14 protein-coding genes are annotated in these 19,193 nt (G+C 59.4%); 5 read left to right on the forward strand and 9 right to left on the reverse strand.

Going from position 1 to position 19,193, the window contains the following annotated elements; translation table 11 throughout:
• Window positions 1-2: 2 nt before the first annotated feature.
• The gene (locus CLU80_RS30535) at window positions 3-4,787 is read right to left on the reverse strand and encodes an RHS repeat-associated core domain-containing protein (RefSeq protein ID WP_099758445.1); all 4,785 of its coding nucleotides are present in this window, start codon (window positions 4,785-4,787) and stop codon (window positions 3-5) included.
• 243 nt (window positions 4,788-5,030) lie between these two features.
• On the opposite strand from CLU80_RS30535, the gene CLU80_RS22785 reads away from it, so the two are divergent.
• Window positions 5,031-5,726 (forward strand): HAD-IA family hydrolase, encoded by a 696-nt coding sequence (locus CLU80_RS22785; protein WP_099758446.1) that lies wholly within the window; start codon window positions 5,031-5,033, stop codon window positions 5,724-5,726.
• A 73-nt stretch (window positions 5,727-5,799) separates the two neighbouring features.
• On the opposite strand, the gene CLU80_RS22790 is transcribed toward CLU80_RS22785, so the two are convergent.
• Window positions 5,800-6,546, reverse strand: coding sequence for a 3-oxoacyl-ACP reductase family protein (locus tag CLU80_RS22790; protein ID WP_093431727.1), 747 nt, complete (start codon window positions 6,544-6,546; stop codon window positions 5,800-5,802).
• Between the two features lie 126 nt (window positions 6,547-6,672).
• On the opposite strand from CLU80_RS22790, the gene CLU80_RS22795 reads away from it, so the two are divergent.
• Window positions 6,673-7,596, forward strand: a complete 924-nt coding sequence (locus CLU80_RS22795) for a LysR family transcriptional regulator (protein ID WP_093431729.1) — start codon at window positions 6,673-6,675, stop codon at window positions 7,594-7,596.
• 118 nt (window positions 7,597-7,714) lie between these two features.
• Here CLU80_RS22795 and CLU80_RS22800 read toward each other — a convergent pair whose 3' ends face one another.
• The 3 genes from CLU80_RS22800 to CLU80_RS22810 all read right to left on the reverse strand — a co-directional run bounded on the left by CLU80_RS22800 (window position 7,715) and on the right by CLU80_RS22810 (window position 11,351).
• Window positions 7,715-8,443, reverse strand: coding sequence for an aspartate/glutamate racemase family protein (locus CLU80_RS22800; RefSeq protein ID WP_093431732.1), 729 nt, complete (start codon window positions 8,441-8,443; stop codon window positions 7,715-7,717).
• Window positions 8,444-8,498: 55 nt separating this feature from the next.
• Window positions 8,499-10,037: an NCS1 family nucleobase:cation symporter-1 gene (locus CLU80_RS22805; RefSeq protein ID WP_099758447.1), complete on the reverse strand. Its 1,539-nt coding sequence runs from the start codon at window positions 10,035-10,037 to the stop codon at window positions 8,499-8,501.
• A gap of 579 nt (window positions 10,038-10,616) precedes the next feature.
• Window positions 10,617-11,351, reverse strand: a complete 735-nt coding sequence (locus CLU80_RS22810; RefSeq protein WP_093431738.1) for a phosphoadenylyl-sulfate reductase — start codon at window positions 11,349-11,351, stop codon at window positions 10,617-10,619.
• Between the two features lie 165 nt (window positions 11,352-11,516).
• On the opposite strand from CLU80_RS22810, the gene thrH reads away from it, so the two are divergent.
• Window positions 11,517-12,134, forward strand: coding sequence for a bifunctional phosphoserine phosphatase/homoserine phosphotransferase ThrH (thrH, locus tag CLU80_RS22815; RefSeq protein WP_007916444.1), 618 nt, complete (start codon window positions 11,517-11,519; stop codon window positions 12,132-12,134).
• A gap of 86 nt (window positions 12,135-12,220) precedes the next feature.
• Here the strand turns inward: thrH and pabB are convergent, their stop codons facing one another.
• The 4 genes from pabB to rloA form a co-directional block, all read right to left on the reverse strand.
• A complete protein-coding gene (gene pabB / locus CLU80_RS22820; protein ID WP_099758448.1) occupies window positions 12,221-13,564 on the reverse strand; it encodes an aminodeoxychorismate synthase component I in 1,344 nt (447 codons plus the stop codon).
• A gap of 526 nt (window positions 13,565-14,090) precedes the next feature.
• Window positions 14,091-15,077, reverse strand: a complete 987-nt coding sequence (locus tag CLU80_RS22830) for an alpha-L-glutamate ligase-like protein (RefSeq protein ID WP_093431747.1) — start codon at window positions 15,075-15,077, stop codon at window positions 14,091-14,093.
• Entirely contained in the window at window positions 15,077-16,612 is a 1,536-nt protein-coding gene (gene rloB / locus CLU80_RS22835) for an osmotic stress tolerance membrane protein RloB (protein WP_093431750.1), read from the reverse strand. The genes CLU80_RS22830 and rloB overlap by 1 nt, the downstream gene beginning before the upstream one ends.
• A gap of 5 nt (window positions 16,613-16,617) precedes the next feature.
• The gene (rloA, locus tag CLU80_RS22840) at window positions 16,618-17,154 is read right to left on the reverse strand and encodes a retropepsin-like aspartic peptidase RloA (protein WP_099758450.1); all 537 of its coding nucleotides are present in this window, start codon (window positions 17,152-17,154) and stop codon (window positions 16,618-16,620) included.
• 357 nt (window positions 17,155-17,511) lie between these two features.
• Here rloA and CLU80_RS22845 point away from each other — a divergent pair, with 357 nt between their 5' ends.
• Window positions 17,512-18,234: a GntR family transcriptional regulator gene (locus CLU80_RS22845; RefSeq protein WP_172828118.1), complete on the forward strand. Its 723-nt coding sequence runs from the start codon at window positions 17,512-17,514 to the stop codon at window positions 18,232-18,234.
• Window positions 18,231-19,124 (forward strand): methylisocitrate lyase, encoded by an 894-nt coding sequence (gene prpB, locus CLU80_RS22850; protein ID WP_093431754.1) that lies wholly within the window; start codon window positions 18,231-18,233, stop codon window positions 19,122-19,124. Before CLU80_RS22845 ends, prpB begins: the two co-directional genes overlap by 4 nt.
• Window positions 19,125-19,193: the final 69 nt, after the last annotated feature.

Raw genomic sequence — 19,193 nt, forward strand, 5'->3', positions numbered from 1 at the left:
GGTCATTCCTTGAATGGATAATGATCGCTCGTATTTTTTACTTTGCCATTGCGTGTGTCATCAGCGGGTCGTATGTTTATGTGAGGTCCTTGATCTCCTCGGTTATTTATATCTCCATACTTGTGTCCCGCTGAGTGGTCTTGGAGTGTCAATATAAAACCATCCTCTCGGGTGAATCTATATTCTCTGGTTATAATCGGCTTTCCACTGCTGTCTAGAATGTTATTTCCTTTTCTATCCGTCATGTTGACATAGGTGAACTGCTTCTGCCTGCCACTTACCTCATCAATTTGAATATCTGGCTGTTGCCCTTTCGGAATTCCTGCATCAACTTTTGCCTGTCTGAATGCACCGCGCCTGGAAACCTGTGGTAGCTCAACATCATCAGGTTTTGAACAATTGATCGATTTTCGGCCTTTGGGCGGACAGTTGGAATTCAACCCCAACGGATCCACCCACCCCGTCGGATTCGGCACGTACTGGTACTGATTCAGCCCACCCGCCAACTTGATCGGATCCGGCGTCAGATAGCGCCCCAGCCGGGGGTCGTAATACCGATGCCGGTTGTAATGCAGCCCGCTTTCCCCGTCGAAGTACTGCCCCTGAAAGCGCAGCGGCTGGTTCAGGTAGTCCTCGCCGGCCAGGGTCAGGGCGGCGACTTTGCCGTAGGCGTCGTATTGCGCGGACCAAACGATGTCGCCGCTGTAGTCGGTGAGTTCCTGCGGGGTGCCGAGGTGGTCGAGCTGGTAGTAGAACGGGCAGGCTTTTTTCGGGCCTTTGCCGTCGAGCAGTGCCAGCGGGCGGAAGGTGCCGGGTTCGTAGACGTAGCTGCGGTATTCGTGTTCGCTGCTTTCGGCGACGAGGTGGTCGCCTTGCCAGAAGAACTCGGTGGTCTCGCCGTTGACGGTTTTGCTGATGCGTCGGCCGAAGGCGTCGTAGCGGTAACTGGCGGTCTGGCCGTCGGGGCGGGTCAGGCCGATCAGGCGGTGCTGGCAGTCGTAGCGGTATTCGGTGACGAGGGTCTGGGCGCGGCCGCGACGTTCGCGGATCAGGTTGCCGAAGGCGTCGTAGTCGTAATGACGGTCGCCTTGCATCAGCAAGCGATTGCCCTGGATCTGGCTGGGGCCGGGGCGGTCCTGCATCAGCAGGTTGCCGGCCGGGTCGTGGGCGAAGGATTCCGGCAGTTCGTCGCGCGAGTGTCGTACGCGGATCAGCCGGTCGAGGGCGTCGTAGCCGTAGGTGCGCTGGCCGTGACGGGTGTCGGCAATGTGCGCGAGATTGCCGTTGGCGCTGTAGGCATAATCGCGGCGGTACAACGCAGCGCGCTGATGGCCTACGGCATGGGCGAGTAATCGTCCCTGATCGTCGTAGGAATATTCGCTGAGCAGCAGACCTTGTTGGCGTTGCAGTTCGCGACCGGACTGGTAGACATGGCGGGTCAGCGGCGTGCCGTTGAGGTCAATCCCGTTCAGCGCGCCGCCCTTGGCGTGGCGGTAGTCGAGCACGCTGTTGTCCGGCAGACGCATGCGTTTGAGCTGGCCGCAGGCGTCGTAGCGGTAACGCAGGGTGCCCCAGCCCTGATGCTCGGTGATCAGCCGGTCCTGACGGTCGTACTCGAAGGCCAAAGGATGTTGCTGGCCGTCATCGACCCCAATCAAACGACCGAGTCGGTCGTACTGATAACTGACCTTGATCCCGTCGGGCAGGGTTTTGACCAGCAGGCGCCCGGCCGCATCGCGCTCATAAGCGGTGAGCAAACAAGAGCCATCATCACCGAACTCGGTCTTTTCCAGCAGATGCCCGTTGAGGTCGTAGGCATAGGCGGTGCGGCGGCCGTCAAAACCGCTTTCCTGACGAATCAGCCCGGTGGAGGTGTAATCCAGCCGATACTTTTCCCCGGATTCGTTTTCAATCTCGGTGAGCAGCAGTTGCGCATGGTCATAGCGGTATTGCACCCGCGTGCCGTCGGGGTTGATCCGCCGCGAGACCAGGTGCAGATCGTCGTCGTATTCGTAGCGGGTGATGCGCCCCAGTTCATCGCGCTCGGCAGTGACCTGACCGTAGGCGCCGTAGCTGTAGGCGCGGGTGCTACCGGTAGGAAATGTCGTCTGAGTCAGTCGGCCAACGGCATCCCAGTGCTGACGGGTGACCGCACCGTGTTCGTCGGCGGTTGTGGTCCGCCGACCCAGTGCGTCGTAGGAAAAACGCCGCACGCCACCGTCGGGCAGGGTTTCCTCGGTCAACTGGCCGAGGCTATTCCAGACCAAGCGATGCCGACTGCTGTCCGGGTAGCGGATCGACAGCAACTGCCCCCGGGTGTCGTAGTAGTAATGGGTGACCTGACCGTCGGGGTCGACCGCTTCGGTGACATCGCCCTCGGCATTGCGCCGGTAGATCCACACCGCCTCGCCGCGCGAACGCCGGTACAGGAAACCGTTGCGATACTCGTAGGACGTGGGCGCCTCATCCGGTGGAATCAACGCGATCAGCCGTCCGACTTCGTCGTAGCGGTATTCGGTGACGGCGCCTAACGCATCCTGCTCGGCAATCAAGCGCCCGGCATCGTCATAGGCCTTGAGCTGTTCACCGCCATCGGCCTCGACCTTGCGCACCAGCCGCGCACGTTCGTCGTGAACGTAGGTCTCTTCGGTGCCATCGACGTAATGCACCGCGACACTGCCGTCATCGTTCCAGACGTAACGCGTGTCCATCTGCGAGAACGATGCCCAGTGACGCACGCAGCGCGCCGATTTCCCCGAGCGCTCCCACTCCCAGAAGAAGCTCGCGCCGCCGGCCAGTTGCCGCTGCAGAATCACGTGAGCGTCGTCGTAGTCGTAACGCTCGCTGTCACCGACGGCGTTGGTCGCTTCGATCAGGTGCCGGTAGGCGTCGTAGCGGTAACTGACCAGTGCTTGTTCAGTGCTCCAGGCACCGTCGCGAAACACCTGGTAATCAACACCAACCAACTGCGCCTGCTCATAGCGCAACAGCAGCGAACGCCCGGCGCCGTTGTCCAGGCGCTGCACCCGGTCAGACCGATCGCGCTGCACCGTCAGACGGTTGCCATAGGCATCGCTGATCGCCGTCAGCCGTCCTGCACGAAAGTGATAAAAGCGCGCCGTGTCCCCGGCCAGCGCGAGGATCAGCTCTTCCGGCTCCTCGCCCAGAAAAATCGCCGCCCGCGACAAACTGTTGTGAATCGCCGGCCGCTCACTACTCGGCAACGGAAAACGGGTACGCCGGTTTTCGTGATCGACCCAAACCACCTCATCAGCGAAAAACTCCAGCCGATGCGCCAGCGAATGGCTCCAGCCAAACCCCAGCCCGACGTCGATTTCGACGGCGCTCGAGCGATACAACCGCGTGAACTCAAACGGCAACACGCCATCGAGCAGCGCATCGTTCAGGGTCAGCAGTTCTTCGCCAGTAACCATCGACACCGGACAACCGTTGGTGCAGGTACGCGGCACACAATCGGCGCTGTCGCCGTTGGGGTTTTTCGCCTGATCCGGCGAATCGTCGTGCGGCTCATGCCGTTCCAACCGGCTCGAAGCGCCAGACTTGTCCCGCACAACAGGCGCCGGATTCGGCACCGTCAACACCACAGAATCGGCCTGACGAATGTTCAGCGGTATCGACGGTGTCGGTTTCAACTCAACGTCACGCACATTGAGCATCAGCGGCTTCAAAACGCTGGCATGCCGCGTCAAATCCGCCGAGGACGTCAGTTCGGCCAAGCGCAAAGCCGAGGCTGCCAGCCACTCCCGCGCGCGCGGCGACTTGATCTTCGCCAGCAACTTGCTGCTCAAACGCAGCGGCACGCCGATGCCACCCGACACGCCCATCAACAGGAAGCTGATCAGCAATTCGACGCGCACTTCGGCGACCACTTCGGCCAAATGTTGCGGCGGCAGCATCTTCAGCCAACTGGTAAACGCGGCCAGATGAATGAACAGCAGCGGCTCGTCACTGAGGATCAACAGACCGTTGGCAATGGCGTCGCTGGAGGCATTCAATAACGCCTCAAGCTCGGCCTCGCTGAGGTATTCCAGCAACTTTTCACTGTTGGCCTGCAAGTCGGCGAGCAGGGCGAATACCTGTTTAATGTCATCCCAGACGCCATTCAGGGCTTTCTCGAATCCACGCCAGTCGGCCTGTTGCAACTGACCGTAACGCTCAAGAAATCCAGCGCTGGAAAACTCCGTCCACTGCGGCTGAAATTCGCTCCATTCAGCGCGCAGCCAGCCCTCAAGGCCTGCAATGACACTTTCATAAGAGGCATACAGCGCACGCACATGGTCCGTGGACACATCGGGAAAGAAGGTAATGCGATAACGCTGGCCCCGATCGCAGTCGGTCACTTGCAGAATGCCGCTGGGGCCGATGGTGTAACGCAGCGGCTCGCCGAAAGTCAGCACGCCGCCGACATCGGCAAGCACCGGTTCGAGGGTTACCGGGGTGTTGCCAATCGGCACAAACCGCGCGGCCTCGAACATGTGCACCAGCGTCAGCGACCCGCTGGCCGAGCACATGACTACCGATGAACTGAGCGGTTGGCGCGACTTGATCGGCGCGCTAAGGCGCACGTCGTTGCCGACCGTAAAAACTTGCTCGACATCCAGCGCGGTGCCTGTCCAGAACTGCTCGGCCCAAGCCTCGTAGTTGTTCAGGCACAGGCGGAATTCGCGGATCAGGTGTTCGAAGTCCGGCTCGTCGGGATTCAAAGCAGCAACAACGAGCAGGCCGATGCTGTTGTTCAGGGCCAGAAGCCGATCGGTTGGAAGCATTCGCAGTCTCTCGCGCACGTCAAAAAGGTGCGGGGACTTTGCGGGGGATCAAACAGGAAAGAAGTCGGGCGAGTAGGCGATGCCTGTAGGGCATTTCGCTAAATATCTGCGAGTAGTTCATCGCTCAATAAACATTGGCCGTTGCTCAATGTCTGTCGCGCTCGTTATGCTGCTGAACCCTTTAATCAGATCCGAGCAGCGGTTCACCTGCCGCCTGGGATGTCTTTGTTAACGGATCCGATGATGAATGCACCGCTGAAGGCGTTCGGCCCGATCAAGGCCGTGATTTTCGATATGGACGGTTTGCTGCTGGACACCGAGGGCATTTACACCGAAGTCACTTCGCTGATTGCCCAGCGCTACGGGCGCACCTTCGACTGGAGCGTCAAGCAGAACATCATTGGTCGTGGAGCCAACGATCTGGCCAATTACGTGGTGCAGGCACTGGATCTGCCGATCACCGCCGAAGAGTTTCTGGTGATCCGCGAACCATTGATGCGCGAGCGTTTTCCCACGGCGCAAGCGATGCCGGGTGCCGAGGAGCTGATTCGCCACCTCAAGGCGCACAACATCCCCATCGCCGTCGGCACCAGTTCGTCGCGGCAATCGTTCGGACAAAAAACCACGCTGCACCGCGACTGGTTCGCGCTGTTCGACTTCATTGTCACGGCGGACGATCCGGAAGTCGGCGCGGCGAAACCGGCACCGGATATCTTCCTGACCGCTGCCCGCCGTCTGGGTGTGGCACCTGAGGACTGCCTGGTGTTCGAGGATTCGCCGTTTGGCGTGACCGCAGCGAAAGCCGCAGGCATGACGGCCATCGCCATCCCCGATGCCGCCATGGCCGATGAAAAGTACGCACACGCTGACGGGATTCTTCGGAGTTTGAAAGCGTTCACGCCAAGTGCCTGTGGTTTGCCGGCACTGGAATGGGCGTAAACATCTGAGACAAAAAAACGCCGCCCCTCTGTAAAAAGAGGAGCGGCGTTTTTCGTTCAGGCGACTCGGAAAATCACGCGCCGAAACCACCGTCGATGGTCAGGCTGGCACCGGTGATGTAACCGGCTTCCGGGCCCGCCAGATAGGCGACGAAACTGGCGATTTCTTCGGCTTTACCGTAACGACCGACGGCCATCAACGGAATGAGGCTTTCGGCAAAGTCACCGTGCGCCGGGTTCATGTCGGTGTCGACCGGGCCAGGCTGGACGTTGTTGATGGTGATGCCGCGCGGGCCGAGGTCGCGGGCCAGACCTTTGGTCAAACCGACCAGCGCCGATTTGCTCATGGCGTACACACCGCCACCGGCGAAGGGCATGCGGTCGGCGTTGGTGCTGCCGATGTTGATGATGCGCGAACCTTCGCCCATGTGCTTGGCGGCTTCTTGCGAGGCGATGAATACGCTGCGCACGTTGATGGCCAAGGTCTGGTCGAAATCTTCCAGGGTGAAATCTTCCAGCGGAGCGACAGCCAGCACACCAGCGTTGTTGACCAGGATGTCGAGTCGGCCAAAGGCTTCGACCGTGGCGCTGACCGCGTGGCGGATCGCTGCGGCGTCGGCGCTGTCGGCCTTGATCGCCAGGGCTTTGCCGCCGCTGGCGGTGATGCTGTTCTGTAACTCTTCGGCTTTGGCGGTGGAGCTGACGTAAGTGAAGGCTACTGCAGCGCCTTCAGCGGCCAGGCGTTTGACGATGGCAGCGCCGATACCACGGGAACCGCCTTGAATCAGAGCGACTTTGCCGCCGAGGTGTTGAGTGGTCATGTTCGATCTCCAGACTATTCAAGGCGGGATGCCTTGTTGTTGGTGCCGAGTATCGGCCTCTGATCCACAACCGTGTAGACCCTGATTGCTATAGTCTGTGTAAACCAAAAGTTTATAGTGGCGGCCATGGAAACCTTCAGCAGTATCGAATGCTTTGTCCGTAGTGCTGAGGTCGGCAGCTTTGCCGAGGCGGCGCGGCGCTTGAGTCTGACCCCGGCAGCGGTTGGCAAAAGTGTCGCAAAGCTTGAGGTGCGGCTGGGTGTGCGGCTGTTTCAGCGCAGCACCCGCAGTCTGACGCTGACCGAGGCGGGGCAGCTGTTTTTGAGTGAAGTCAGTGCCAGTCTGACCACGATCCAGAATGCCGTGGCCAATCTGGCCAGTGCCGAAGGGCAGCCGATCGGCACCTTGAAAGTCAGCATGGGCACGGTGTTCGGGCGCCTTTATATAGTGCCGTTGCTCGGCGAGTTTCTGCGGCGCTTCCCGGCGATCAATCCGGACTGGCATTTCGATAATCGTCAGGTCGATCTGATCGGGCAGGGCTTTGATGCGGCGATTGGCGGCGGCTTTGAGCTGCCACAAGGTGTGGTGGCGCGCAGATTGACGCCAGCGCATCGGGTGTTGGTCGCTTCGCAGGATTATCTGAACGGCAATCCTGCGATCACTCATCCGGACGATCTCAAGCAGCACGACGGCATTCTGATTCGCTCACCGCAAACCGGACGTGTGCGTTCATGGCAATTGACGCACCGCGATCAGCAGCACAGTCCGTTGATGCTCAAGGCCAGGATGACCATGAGCGATTCCGAAGCCGCGTGTGCGACAGCAGCGCAGGGCCTGGGGATTGCACTGGTGAGCATGCCGTTTGCGGTGGGGTATCTGCAGGCGGGTACGTTGCAGCGGGTGTTGCCGGACTGGTTCGTCGATGATGGCAACATCTCCATCTATTACGCCGAACACAAATTGTTGCCGGGCAAGACGCGGGCGTTTGTCGATTATGTGATTGAACAGTTTGCGGAACAGGGATTGGCGCGGCGCTTTAGTGCGATTTGAGCAACCTTGATACCGAGTAGCAGTCTTCGCGAGCGGGCTCGCTCCCACAGGGAAATGCATTCCAAATGTGGGAGCGAGCTTGCTCGCGAATGGGGCGACTCGGTTTCCGATGATGAGCCTAGCGGGCAAACCGCCCCGGCCAGCCAATGATGTTCTTCGGTCGGGGTGTTGCATACGTTCGCACTTTCGACGTCGACAAGCGCAAGCGCACTAGCGATTCCGCAATCGTTACCGCCGCCGTGACGCCATCCACCACCGGCACGCCAGTGCGCCGACGAATCTGCTCATCCAGGCCGGCCATGCCACCGCAACCCAGGCAGATCACCTCGGCTTTGTCCTGCGTCACCGCCAGTTCTGCCTGATGCACGATGGCTTCCAAGGCACGCTGTGGCTCGTGTTCCAGTTCCAGAACGGCCAGACCACTGGCCCGTACCGATGCACAACGATCCCACAGGCCGGACAATTTCAGCCGATCTTCGATCAGCGGTACGGTGCGATCCAGCGTGGTCACCACCGAATAGGCGTGGCCGAGAAACATCGCCGTGCTCGCGGCCGCATCGGTGATATCCACCACTGGCACGTTGAGCAATTCCTGCAGACCTTCGCGACCGTGCTCGCCGTAGCCGGCCTGAATCACGGCATCGAACGGCTGGTCGTAGGCCATCACCCGATCCATCACCGCGATGGCCGCCAGATAGCTTTCGAAGTTGCCTTCAATCGAGTCGGCGCCGAAAAACGGTGTCAAACCGACGATTTCGGTACCGGGCGAGGCGACAGCCTGCGCCGAGCGGGCAATGGCCTCGGTGATGGATTCGGTGGTGTTGACGTTGACCACGAGAATACGCATGGGGAAATCCTTATAGCGGGCAGTTCGGCGGCCCGAAGTCCGGGCCACGAGGGAATTAATGGCAGACGTTGTCGACAGCGATCGATTCGCCGCTGATGTCGGCGTAGTGCGGCTGGCGTTTGGCGATGATCAGATAAAGCATTCCGGCGATCCCGGCGCCGATCAGCCAGGAGAACGGCGAGACGCTGTGGAAACCCGGCACGAGCGCCAGGACGATGGCGATCAGCGCCGCAGGAATAAATGCCGCCACCGCACGGAAATTCACCCCACGGCTGTAGTAATAAGCGCCGTCGGGATCTTCGCTGTAGAGCTGCGGGACGTTGATCCGGCCTTTGCGGATCAGCCAGTAGTCGACCATGATCACGCCGTACAACGGGCCGAGCAGGGCGCCGAGGCCAGACAGGAAGTACACGATCACCAGCGGGCTGTTGTAGAGATTCCACGGCAGGATCAGCACAGCGATGGTTGCGCTGATCAGCCCGGCGCGACGGAACGTCAGGTACTTCGGCGCCAGGTTGCTCAGCACGAATGCCGGGGCGACGAAGTTGGCCATGATGTTCACCGCCACGGTGACAATCAGGAATGCCAGGCAACCGAGCACTAGGAAGAAGGTGTTGGGAATCGAGGCGATGATCTCGGTCGGGCTCTCGATGATCCGGCCGTTGATCTGAAATTGCGCACCGCAGAGCAGCACGGTAATCGCGGCGAATACCAGAATATTCACCGGCAAACCCCAGAAGTTTCCTACTTTGATGGTCTTGCGGCACGGCGATGAGCGGGCGAAGTCGCAGAAATTCAGAATCAACGTGCCGTAGATCGCCAGCCACAGTGCGCCGCCGGCAAAAATGTTGCGCCACATCTCGCCACCGGTCAGTGGCTCGCGGATCGACCAGGCGATGGTCGCGTTGGCCTGGAAGTACATCCACGCGGCGAGGGCGGCAACGGTCAGCAGAATCACTGGCCCGGCAAACGCTTCGTAACGGCGGACCATTTCCATGCCGTAGGCGAGGATCGCCAGTTGCACGAACCAGATCGCCACGAAGCACACCCAACCCAGCGACGACAGACCAAGAATCGAATCGTGGTCGTATTCGGCGAATCCGGGATGGACTGCAGTGAGCAATACGCGAAACACCACTGACGCCAGATACGTCTGAATGCCGAACCAGGCGATGGCGATAACCGCGCGGATCAGTGCAGGAATTTGCGCGCCGTGGATGCCGAAACTGATCCGGCTGATCACTGGAAACGGCACCCCGGTTTTTTGTCCCATGTAACCGGACAGGTTCATGAAGAAATACACCAGCGCCGCGCCGATCCCCAGCGACAGCAGAATCTGCCAGCCCCCCAGGCCCAAGGCGTACAGACCGATGGCGAACGAGTAGTTGGCGATGTTGTGCACATCGTTGGTCCACAGGGCAAAGATGCTGTATTTGCCCCAGCGTCGACCTTCGGCCTTGGTTGGCGCCAGATCGCTGTTGTGCAGACGCGGACTGAGTTGTAACGGCTCGGCCAGACCGTCATGGGGTAACGGTTGGTCGAGAGCAGCGGCGGGCAGATTCAGCGCGATGTTGTTGGAGAGACTTGTACGCATTCCGGCAGGCTCCTGATGTTCAGGGCCGCGATGACTGTGCATGAGCCGTCAGGCTCGACAAATCTTCGTCGCGGCAGTGAAAGCATCACTGGTTACGGGGCATCTGCAGCCTGTACGGGATAGGGCGCTTCAGGCTTGCGGATCGAAAGTGGTTTTATGTTTTGCAGTTTTGTATACAAAACATGTATGCACCTAAGCCAGATCTGTGCCAGTCGTTGATCTATGTGCAGCCGTGCTCATTTCGAAAAGTTATCGATGTGCGCTAAGTGACTGAAAATAATTGGCTAAAAATTGACCGGTTGAACAGGTATTTATTTTTGGCGGGGGATTTTGATGGCTGGCGGAGGCGAGGGATTTTTGGCAGGGATGTAACTTTTCAGGGCGCTTAAACAAAAAAGTGCACACATAAATGGCACCGATGGTGACATTCCTGTGTACATATTTATTGATTCGCTACAAAACCTTGTGGGAGCGAGCCTGCTCGCGAAGGCGGTGTGTCAGTTTAGGAAGATGCTGACTGACATTGCGCTTTCGCGAGCAAGCTCGCTCCCACAGGGAATGGGGTGACAATTAGAAGGATTACGCCTTGCTGATGATATTCCCGGCATGCAACCCGCACTCTTTCTGCGTCGCCTCTTCCCACCACCAGCGGCCTTCGCGCTCGTGCTGATTCGGCAGGACAGGGCGGGTGCACGGTTCGCAGCCGATGCTGATAAAACCGCGCTCATGCAGGCTGTTGTACGGCAGTTCGAGCATGCGGATGTAGCCCCAGATCTCTTCGCTGGTCATCTGTGCCAACGGGTTGAACTTGTACAGGGTGCGCTCCGGGGTGGAGAACGCGGTATCGATTTCCATCACTGCTACGGCACTACGAGTGCCCGGGCTCTGGTCGCGGCGCTGGCCGGTGGCCCAGGCTTTGACGGTGGACAATTTTCGGCGCAGCGGCTCGATCTTGCGGATACCGCAGCATTCGCCGTGGCCGTCCTTATAGAAACTGAACAGGCCTTTTTCCTTCACGAACGGTTCGAGTTTCGTGTAGTCCGGCGACACCAGTTCGATGTCGATCTTGTAGTGCTCGCGCACCTGATCGATGAAGCGGTAGGTCTCCGGGTGCAGACGGCCGGTGTCGAGGCTGAACACCTTGACGTTCTTGTTGAGCTTCCAGGCCATGTCCACCAGCACCACATCCTCGGCGCCGCTGAAAGATATCCACAAGTCATCGCCGAACTCGGCGAACGCGAGTTTGAGGATGTCTTGCGCGGATTTGTTGGCATAGGTCGTGGCGAGTTCCACGACGTCGAACGTTGCACTCATCAGGGCGGCTTCCTACAGGTCGGTGGCGCTGGGCGCTCTATATGGCGCTGATGGTAACAAAAAGCTGCACGGCTCGGGGACGTGCTGTGCGTTGCGCGTCTGCATGTGAGTCGCTAGAGTTCGGCCTCGCTCGACTCAAATAATCAATACAAACGGGAGTGTCTTGTGGAAATTGCTTGCCTGGATCTTGAAGGGGTGTTGGTGCCGGAAATCTGGATCGCCTTCGCCGAAAAAACCGGAATCGAATCCCTCAAGGCCACCACCCGGGACATTCCCGATTACGACGTGCTGATGAAGCAGCGCCTGCGCATCCTCGATGAGCACGGCTTGAAGCTGTCGGACATTCAGGAAGTGATCGCCACACTGAAGCCGCTGGACGGCGCGGTGGAGTTCGTCAACTGGCTGCGCGAACGCTTTCAGGTGGTGATTCTGTCGGATACGTTTTACGAGTTCTCGCAGCCGCTGATGCGGCAGCTGGGCTTTCCGACGTTGCTTTGCCATCGCCTGATTACTGACGAAACCGGGCGGGTCACCAGCTATCAGTTGCGCCAGAAAGATCCCAAGCGCCAGTCGGTACTGGCGTTCAAGAGCCTGTATTACCGGGTGATTGCGGCGGGGGATTCGTATAACGACACGACGATGCTGGGCGAGGCTGATGCGGGGATTCTGTTTCATGCGCCGGAGAATGTGATTCGTGAGTTCCCGCAGTTTCCTGCGGTGCATACCTTTGCCGAGTTGAAGCAGGAATTCCTCAAAGCCTCAAATCGCGACCTGAGTTTGTAGTCGTCTGGAAGGGCCCCTTCGCGAGCAGGCTCGCTCCCACACTTGGAATGCATTCCCCTGTGGGAGCGAGCCTGCTCGCGAAGCTTTTAGAGGTTTTGCAGGGTTTCCAGCAGAACCTTCACTTTGGTAATCGACTCCTGATATTCAGCCTGCCAATCCGAATCGGCCACAATTCCGCCACCGCCCCAGCAGCACACCTGCCCATCCTTGACCAACAGACTGCGAATCGCGATGGAACTGTCCATCTCGCCGCGCACGTCCAGATACAGCAACGACCCGCAGTACAACCCACGCCGCGTCGGTTCCAGCTCATCGATGATCTGCATTGCGCGGATCTTCGGCGCGCCGGTAATTGAGCCACCGGGGAAACTGCCGGCAATCAAATCCAGTGCGTCACGATCATCCGCCAACTCACCGGTGACGCTACTGACCAAGTGATGCACGTTCGGATAGCTTTCCAGACTGAAAAGCTCCGGCACTCGCACCGAACCGATGCGGCAGGTGCGCCCGAGGTCGTTGCGCAGCAGGTCGACGATCATCAGGTTTTCCGCACGATCCTTGGGGCTGGCCAGCAGTTCGGCGGCGTTCGCGGCATCTTCGGCTGGCGTCAGGCCACGGGGGCGAGTGCCTTTGATTGGCCGGGTTTCCACCTGACGCTGGCTGACTTTGACGAAGCGCTCCGGCGACAGGCTCAACACCGCGCCGCCGTCGGGCAGGCTCTGGAAACCGGAGAACGGCGTCGGGCAGGCTTCGCGCAATGCGCAATAAGCCAGCCACGGATCGCCTTGGCATGAAGCGCGAAAGCGCTGAGCGAAGTTGACCTGATAGCAATCGCCGGCCTGGATGTAATGCTGGATGCGCTCGAAGGCCTGACGATAATTGTCGGCCGAGAGGTCGGCGGTCATTGGCTGGTTCAGTTTGAACGGCGCCATCGACTCGACAAGCGGCTGGCTGAACAGCGCGATCAGCCGCTGTTTCTCGCTATCGATCACGGATGGATGAAACACCAGTTGGCTGCTGGCCGTCTGGTGATCGCTGATCAGCGCCCAGTCGTACAGGCCAAAGCGGACATCCGGCAATTGCAGATCATCCAGCGCCTGGCTCGGCAGGTTTTCCAGATGCCGACCGAAATCGTAGCTCAGGTAGCCGATCAAACCGCCAGCGAATGGCAGGTCGAAACCCGTTGGCAAATCAGCCTTGCCCAGACGGGTCAGATTATCCCGCAGGCGCTGAAGGAATACGCCGCCGCTTTCGTCGGGCAACACCGCCAGATGTTCCAGCGGCCAGGCGCTGAGCAGGTCATAACGACCACGGCCGGCACTCGGCCGGCCACTGTCGAGCAGCACGGCGCCGGGCGCGTTGCGGATGGCCGCGAAGTAGTCGGCGGGATTGGCATGGTAGGGCAGCGGGTGTACGGAACAGGTCAACATGGGCGGGGCAGATCGGCCGTTGAGGCGGGGTGGGGATTGTAGTCCTCTCTCGGCTGTCAGATCAAAATCAAAAGCCTACCCCCTCACCCCAACCCTCTCCCCCAAGGGGGCGAGGGGGAAAGGGAGCAGATCTTCATGCTTTTCAAGATCCGAGTTCGGCTCGATATCTCAAGCTGGCGAGGGGGAAAGGGAGCCGATCTTCATGCTTTTCAAGACCCGAGTTCGGCTCGATATCTCAAGCTGGCGAGGGGGAAAGGGAGCAGATCTTCATGCTTTTCAAGACCCGAGTTCGGCTCGATATCTCAAGCTGGCGAGGGGGAAAGGGAGCAGATCTTCATGCTTTTCAAGACCCGAGTTCGGCTCGATATCTCAAGCTGGCGAGGGGAAAGGGAGCCGATCATCATGCTTTTCAATGCCGGAGTTCGACTCAAGACGTTCAGGTCGGCGTACCTCGAACATCCACCTCGGTCAGTCCCCTCTCCCTTTGGGAGAGGGCTAGGGTGAGGGGCTTTTTGTTTTTCAGCTTTTAGCCTTCCACAGCAGGAATATGCCCGAACATCTCCTGCGTAAACGCCACCCGCTCTTCAACCGATTCCGTCACCCCACGCGCCTTCAGCTCTTCCAGCCGCGCTTCAACCGCATGGGTACGCAACGTCAGCCCACAATCATTGGCAATCTGAATATTCAGCCCAGGCCGCGCATTCAGCTCGAGAATCAGTGGGCCTTTCTCCTGATCAAGCACCATATCAACACCGATATAGCCCAACCCGCACAGCTCATAACAGCCAGCTGCGAGCTTCATGAAACCGTCCCAGTAGGGCAGTTGCACGCCGTCCACCGCGTTGGTGGTGTCAGGGTGTTTGGCGATGATGTTGTTCAGCCAGGTGCCGCGCAACGTCAGACCCGTGGCCAGGTCAACACCGACACCGATGGCGCCCTGGTGCAGGTTGGCCTTGCCGCCGGACTGCCGGGTCGGCAAGCGCAGCATGGCCATCACCGGGTAGCCCATCAGCACGATGATGCGGATGTCCGGCACGCCTTCGTAGCTGATGCTTTTGAAGATCTGATCCGGGGTCACGCGGTATTCGATCAGCGCCCGATCACGGTGGCCGCCGAGCGAATACAGGCCAGTGAGGATGCTCGAGATGTGATGCTCCAGCTCTTCATGAGCGAGGATCTTGCCTGACACCGTGCGATAGCGGCCCTCGAAGCGGTCGGCAATCACGATGATGCCGTCACCGCCCGCGCCCTGCGCCGGTTTGATCACGAAGTCGTTGCGCCCGCCGATGATCTCGTCGAGCTTGTCGATTTCCTTCTCGGTGGAGATCACGCCGTACAGCTCCGGCACGTGAATGCCGGCCTCGATGGCGCGTTCCTTGGTGATGATCTTGTCATCGACAATCGGGTACAGGCTGCGCTTGTTGTACTTGAGCACGTAGTCGGCGTTACGCCGATTGATGCCCATGATGCCCCGCGCCTCCAGGGCCTTCCAGGTCTTCCAGAAACCGAACATCAGGCGTCAGCCTTCTTCAGGAAAGCCTTGAAGCGCACCAGCTCGGTCAGGCGGTAGCCGCGATAACGACCCATCGCCAACATGAAGCCGACCAGAATCAGCAGGATCGCCGGGAAGGTGAACACGAAGTAGACCAGCTCTGGCACGGTCATGATCAGGTGCGCGAGTGACGCCGCGAACAGCGTGCCGATCGCGACTTTCATCGCATGGCTGGCGCCGCGTTCTTCCCAGGTGATCGACAGACGTTCAATGGTCATGGTCAGAATCACCATTGGGAACAGCGCCACCGACAGCCCGCGTTCCAGGCCGAGTTTGTGGCTGAACAGGCTGATCGCCGCGATCAGCACCACAACAAAGGTCAGCACCACCGAGAGTCGCGGCAGCATTTGCAGCTTCAGGTGTTCCAGATACGAACGTAACGACAGGCCCAGCGCCGTTATCACGGTAAACAGCAGAATGCCGAAGCCCAGTTGCGTTTCGCGGAAGGCGAGGGCGATCAGCACCGGGGTGAACGTGCCGAGTGTCTGCAGGCCGATCAGGTTGCGCAGAATCAGGATCACCAGCACGCCGATCGGGATCATCACCATGATCATGAACGTCTGCTGCGTCTGCAGCGGCAAGCCGTACAGCGAGTATTCGAGGAAGTTGGCGTCGGTGTTTTCGTCCGTCAGCTTGGCCAGACGAATCGCGTTCATCTCGCTGTTGTTCAGGCTGAAGGTCACGTTGGCTTTCTTGCCGCCGTCGACGGTGATCAGGTTTTCATCGCCGGTCCACCACAGCAGGCGGTCGGTCGGCAGGCCTTGCTCACCGGTTTCCGGGTTGAAGTACAGCCAGTCGTTGCCGTTGAAGCTGCGCAGCCACAGTTCAGGCGTTTGCGGCTGGTCGGCGACGAGGCGGATGGTGTGGACTTTTTCCACCGGCACGTGGGCGATGGACAACAGCAGTTCGACGATTTTGGCTTTGTGCGGCGTCGACGGATCGCCGGCCAGCAGCAGTTTCACGTTGTCGTCGTTGACGTTGTTGACGCGTTTGATCGCCTCGCCAATAAAAGTTTCGACGTCGGCGGAATGCTGGCGGATCGGCGCGAGCAGGGCTTCGGCGGCGATTTTCTCAGGACCTTCGATGGCGATGCTGTCGCGGAAGGTCGGGCCTTTGATCTTGGATTTTTCGGCGGTGTAACGCTTGGTCAGCACCAAACGGTAATAAAGGGTCTGGTTGCCCTTGGCCCGGCGCGCCGACCAGGTGACCTTGCGGTTGCCGTCGACGCGGTTGACGGCGACACCGTAGTTATTGGAGATAAAGCTTTCATTGAGGCTGACGTAATCGCGGCTCAACGGTGGCACGAACATCTGGATCTTCACCGGATCCTTGGTGCTGGCGACGAACTCGACCTTGGCGTCGATGTTCCACAAGTCGTCGGTGGCGTCTTCGGTCACCGGGATGCCGAGCACGAAAATCTGATAGGCCGTAACCGAAACGCCCAGGAGCACCAGAATGGTGATCAGGATTTTCAGGTGGAAGGTTAGAGAACGCATGGAAATTACTCGGCGGTATGAGCGGCGATGGTGCAGGCGGGTTTGCCGGCAGCGTATTTAAGGCTTGGATCGACCAGCGCATCGAAGCGTTTCAGCGCTTCGGAGCCAATCAAAAGCGGATATTGGAACGCACTTCGGTCGGTCAGGTTCACTTCGATGCTGCGTATCGCCGTGCCCATGCAGATATCCAGCTCGATCACCGGACGGGCGGTGTACTTCTTGCCTTCCTCCGGGTCGTAATCGCCAGCGCGGCGCTTGATCTTGCTGACCCGCGCCAGCGGCCGTTCGATCGGGTGCGAATGCGCGGCGTCGATGGCCAGGTAGAAACGTACCCAGGACTCACCGTTGCGTTTAAAGCGTTTGATGTCGCGGGCACTCAGCGATGCGGTTTTCGCACCGGTGTCGAGTTTGGCCGCAACTTCCAGGTTGATGCCGTCAAGCGAAGCGTATTCGTTGAGGCCGTACACGGTTTTTTCCCCCGCGGCGGCGAGGCCGGGCAGGCAAAACAGGGCAAAGAATGTGGGAAAAGGCTTGAGTCTCATAAATCCTGGTGCGCAGCGTTCCGTTTTCGGTTCAGGTCCTTGGCAAAACTTGCGCAAGGCCCTTCGTGTGCCTGGCAGCTTTTTATGACAAGCCGTACAAATGGCCAGCAAATGCGGGCGGCATTCTAGCACGGTGGGTTTATGGCGCCAGCGCTTGGGCCGGTCTATAAAAGATCAGAAGATCGCAGCCTTCGGCAGCTCCTACATTGGATTTGCGTGCGCCCTGTAGGAGCTGCCGAAGGCTGCGATCTTTTAAGGTTATTAGACGATTGTCGACAATACCTATTTATCCTTTGACTGATGCGGGTGAATTGGCTAGTTTTTGCCGCATTGGATTTAAAGGTGTCGACAATCATGCTGGATCAACTCGATCCCCCGGTCATCAGCGGCGACGATTCCGAGACGCTCTCGGAAAACGTCTTCCGGCGCATTCAAGCGGCCATCGTCAAAGGTGAGATCGCCCCGGGCAGCAAGATCTCCGAGCCGGAGCTGGCGCGCACCTACGGCATCAGTCGCGGGCCGTTGCGTGAGGCGATTCATCGACTGGAAGGCCAGCGCCTGCTGGTGCGCGTACCGCACGTCGGTGCGCGGGTGGTGTCGCTCAGTCATGCCGAATTGCTCGAACTCTACGAAATTCGCGAATCCCTCGAAGGCATGGCCTGTCGTCTCGCGGCCGAGCGCATGAGCGTCGAAGAAATCGACGAACTGCGCCGGGTGCTGGAAACCCACGAGCGCGACGCGGCGTTTCAGGCCGGCGTTGGCTATTACCAGCAGGAAGGCGATTTCGACTTCCACTACCGGATCATCCAGGGCAGCGGCAACCGCACGCTGACGCAGATGCTCTGCGGCGAGCTGTATCAACTGGTGCGCATGTACCGCATCCAGTTCTCGACCACGCCGAACCGCCCGCGCCAGGCCTTTGCCGAACACCACCGGATTCTCGATGCCATCGCCGACCGTGACGGCGAACTCGCGGAATTGTTGATGCGCCGTCACATCGGCGCTTCGAAACGCAACATTGCCCGTCATTACCAGGACGGCGCCCACAACAAGACAGCCACTGAACGAGGTGAGTCATGAGTTCCAACCTGAACACTCCAGGCCAGCGTTTCCGCGATGCGGTCGCCAGCGAGCATCCATTGCAAGTGGTCGGCGCGATCAACGCCAACCACGCGCTGCTGGCCAAGCGCGCCGGTTTCAAGGCGATCTACCTGTCCGGTGGCGGCGTGGCCGCAGGCTCCCTCGGCGTGCCGGATCTGGGCATCACCGGTCTGGACGACGTGCTGACTGACGTGCGGCGCATCACCGACGTCTGCGATCTGCCGCTGCTGGTCGATGTGGACACCGGTTTCGGCTCGTCGGCGTTCAATGTGGCGCGCACGGTCAAGTCGATGATCAAGTTCGGCGCGGCGGCGATTCACATCGAGGACCAGGTTGGCGCCAAGCGTTGTGGCCACCGTCCTAATAAAGAGATCGTCAGCCAGCAGGAAATGGTTGATCGCATCAAGGCTGCGGTGGATGCGCGTACCGATGACAGCTTCGTGATCATGGCGCGAACCGATGCACTGGCGGTGGAAGGTCTGGAGTCGGCACTCGATCGCGCAGCCGCGTGCATCGAGGCTGGTGCCGACATGATTTTCCCGGAAGCCATCACTGAGCTGGAGATGTACAAGCTGTTCGCCAACCGTGTGAAAGCGCCGATTCTGGCCAATATCACCGAGTTCGGCGCGACGCCGCTGTACACCACCGAGCAACTGGCTGGTGCCGACGTGTCGCTGGTGCTGTATCCGCTGTCGGCGTTCCGCGCGATGAACAAGGCAGCAGAAAACGTTTACACCGCGATCCGCCGCGATGGCACGCAGCAGAATGTCATCGACACCATGCAGACTCGCATGGAGCTTTACGATCGCATCGACTACCACACCTTCGAGCAGAAGCTCGATGCGTTGTTTGCACAAAAGAAAGGCTGAACAAGACCCCTGTGGGAGCGAGCCTGCTCGCGAAGGACGCCAACGATAACGCGGAGTCCCTGACGCACC

Source organism: Pseudomonas sp. 29, assembly GCF_002754355.1.
GTDB classification, from domain to species: Bacteria; Pseudomonadota; Gammaproteobacteria; order Pseudomonadales; family Pseudomonadaceae; genus Aquipseudomonas; species Aquipseudomonas neuropathica.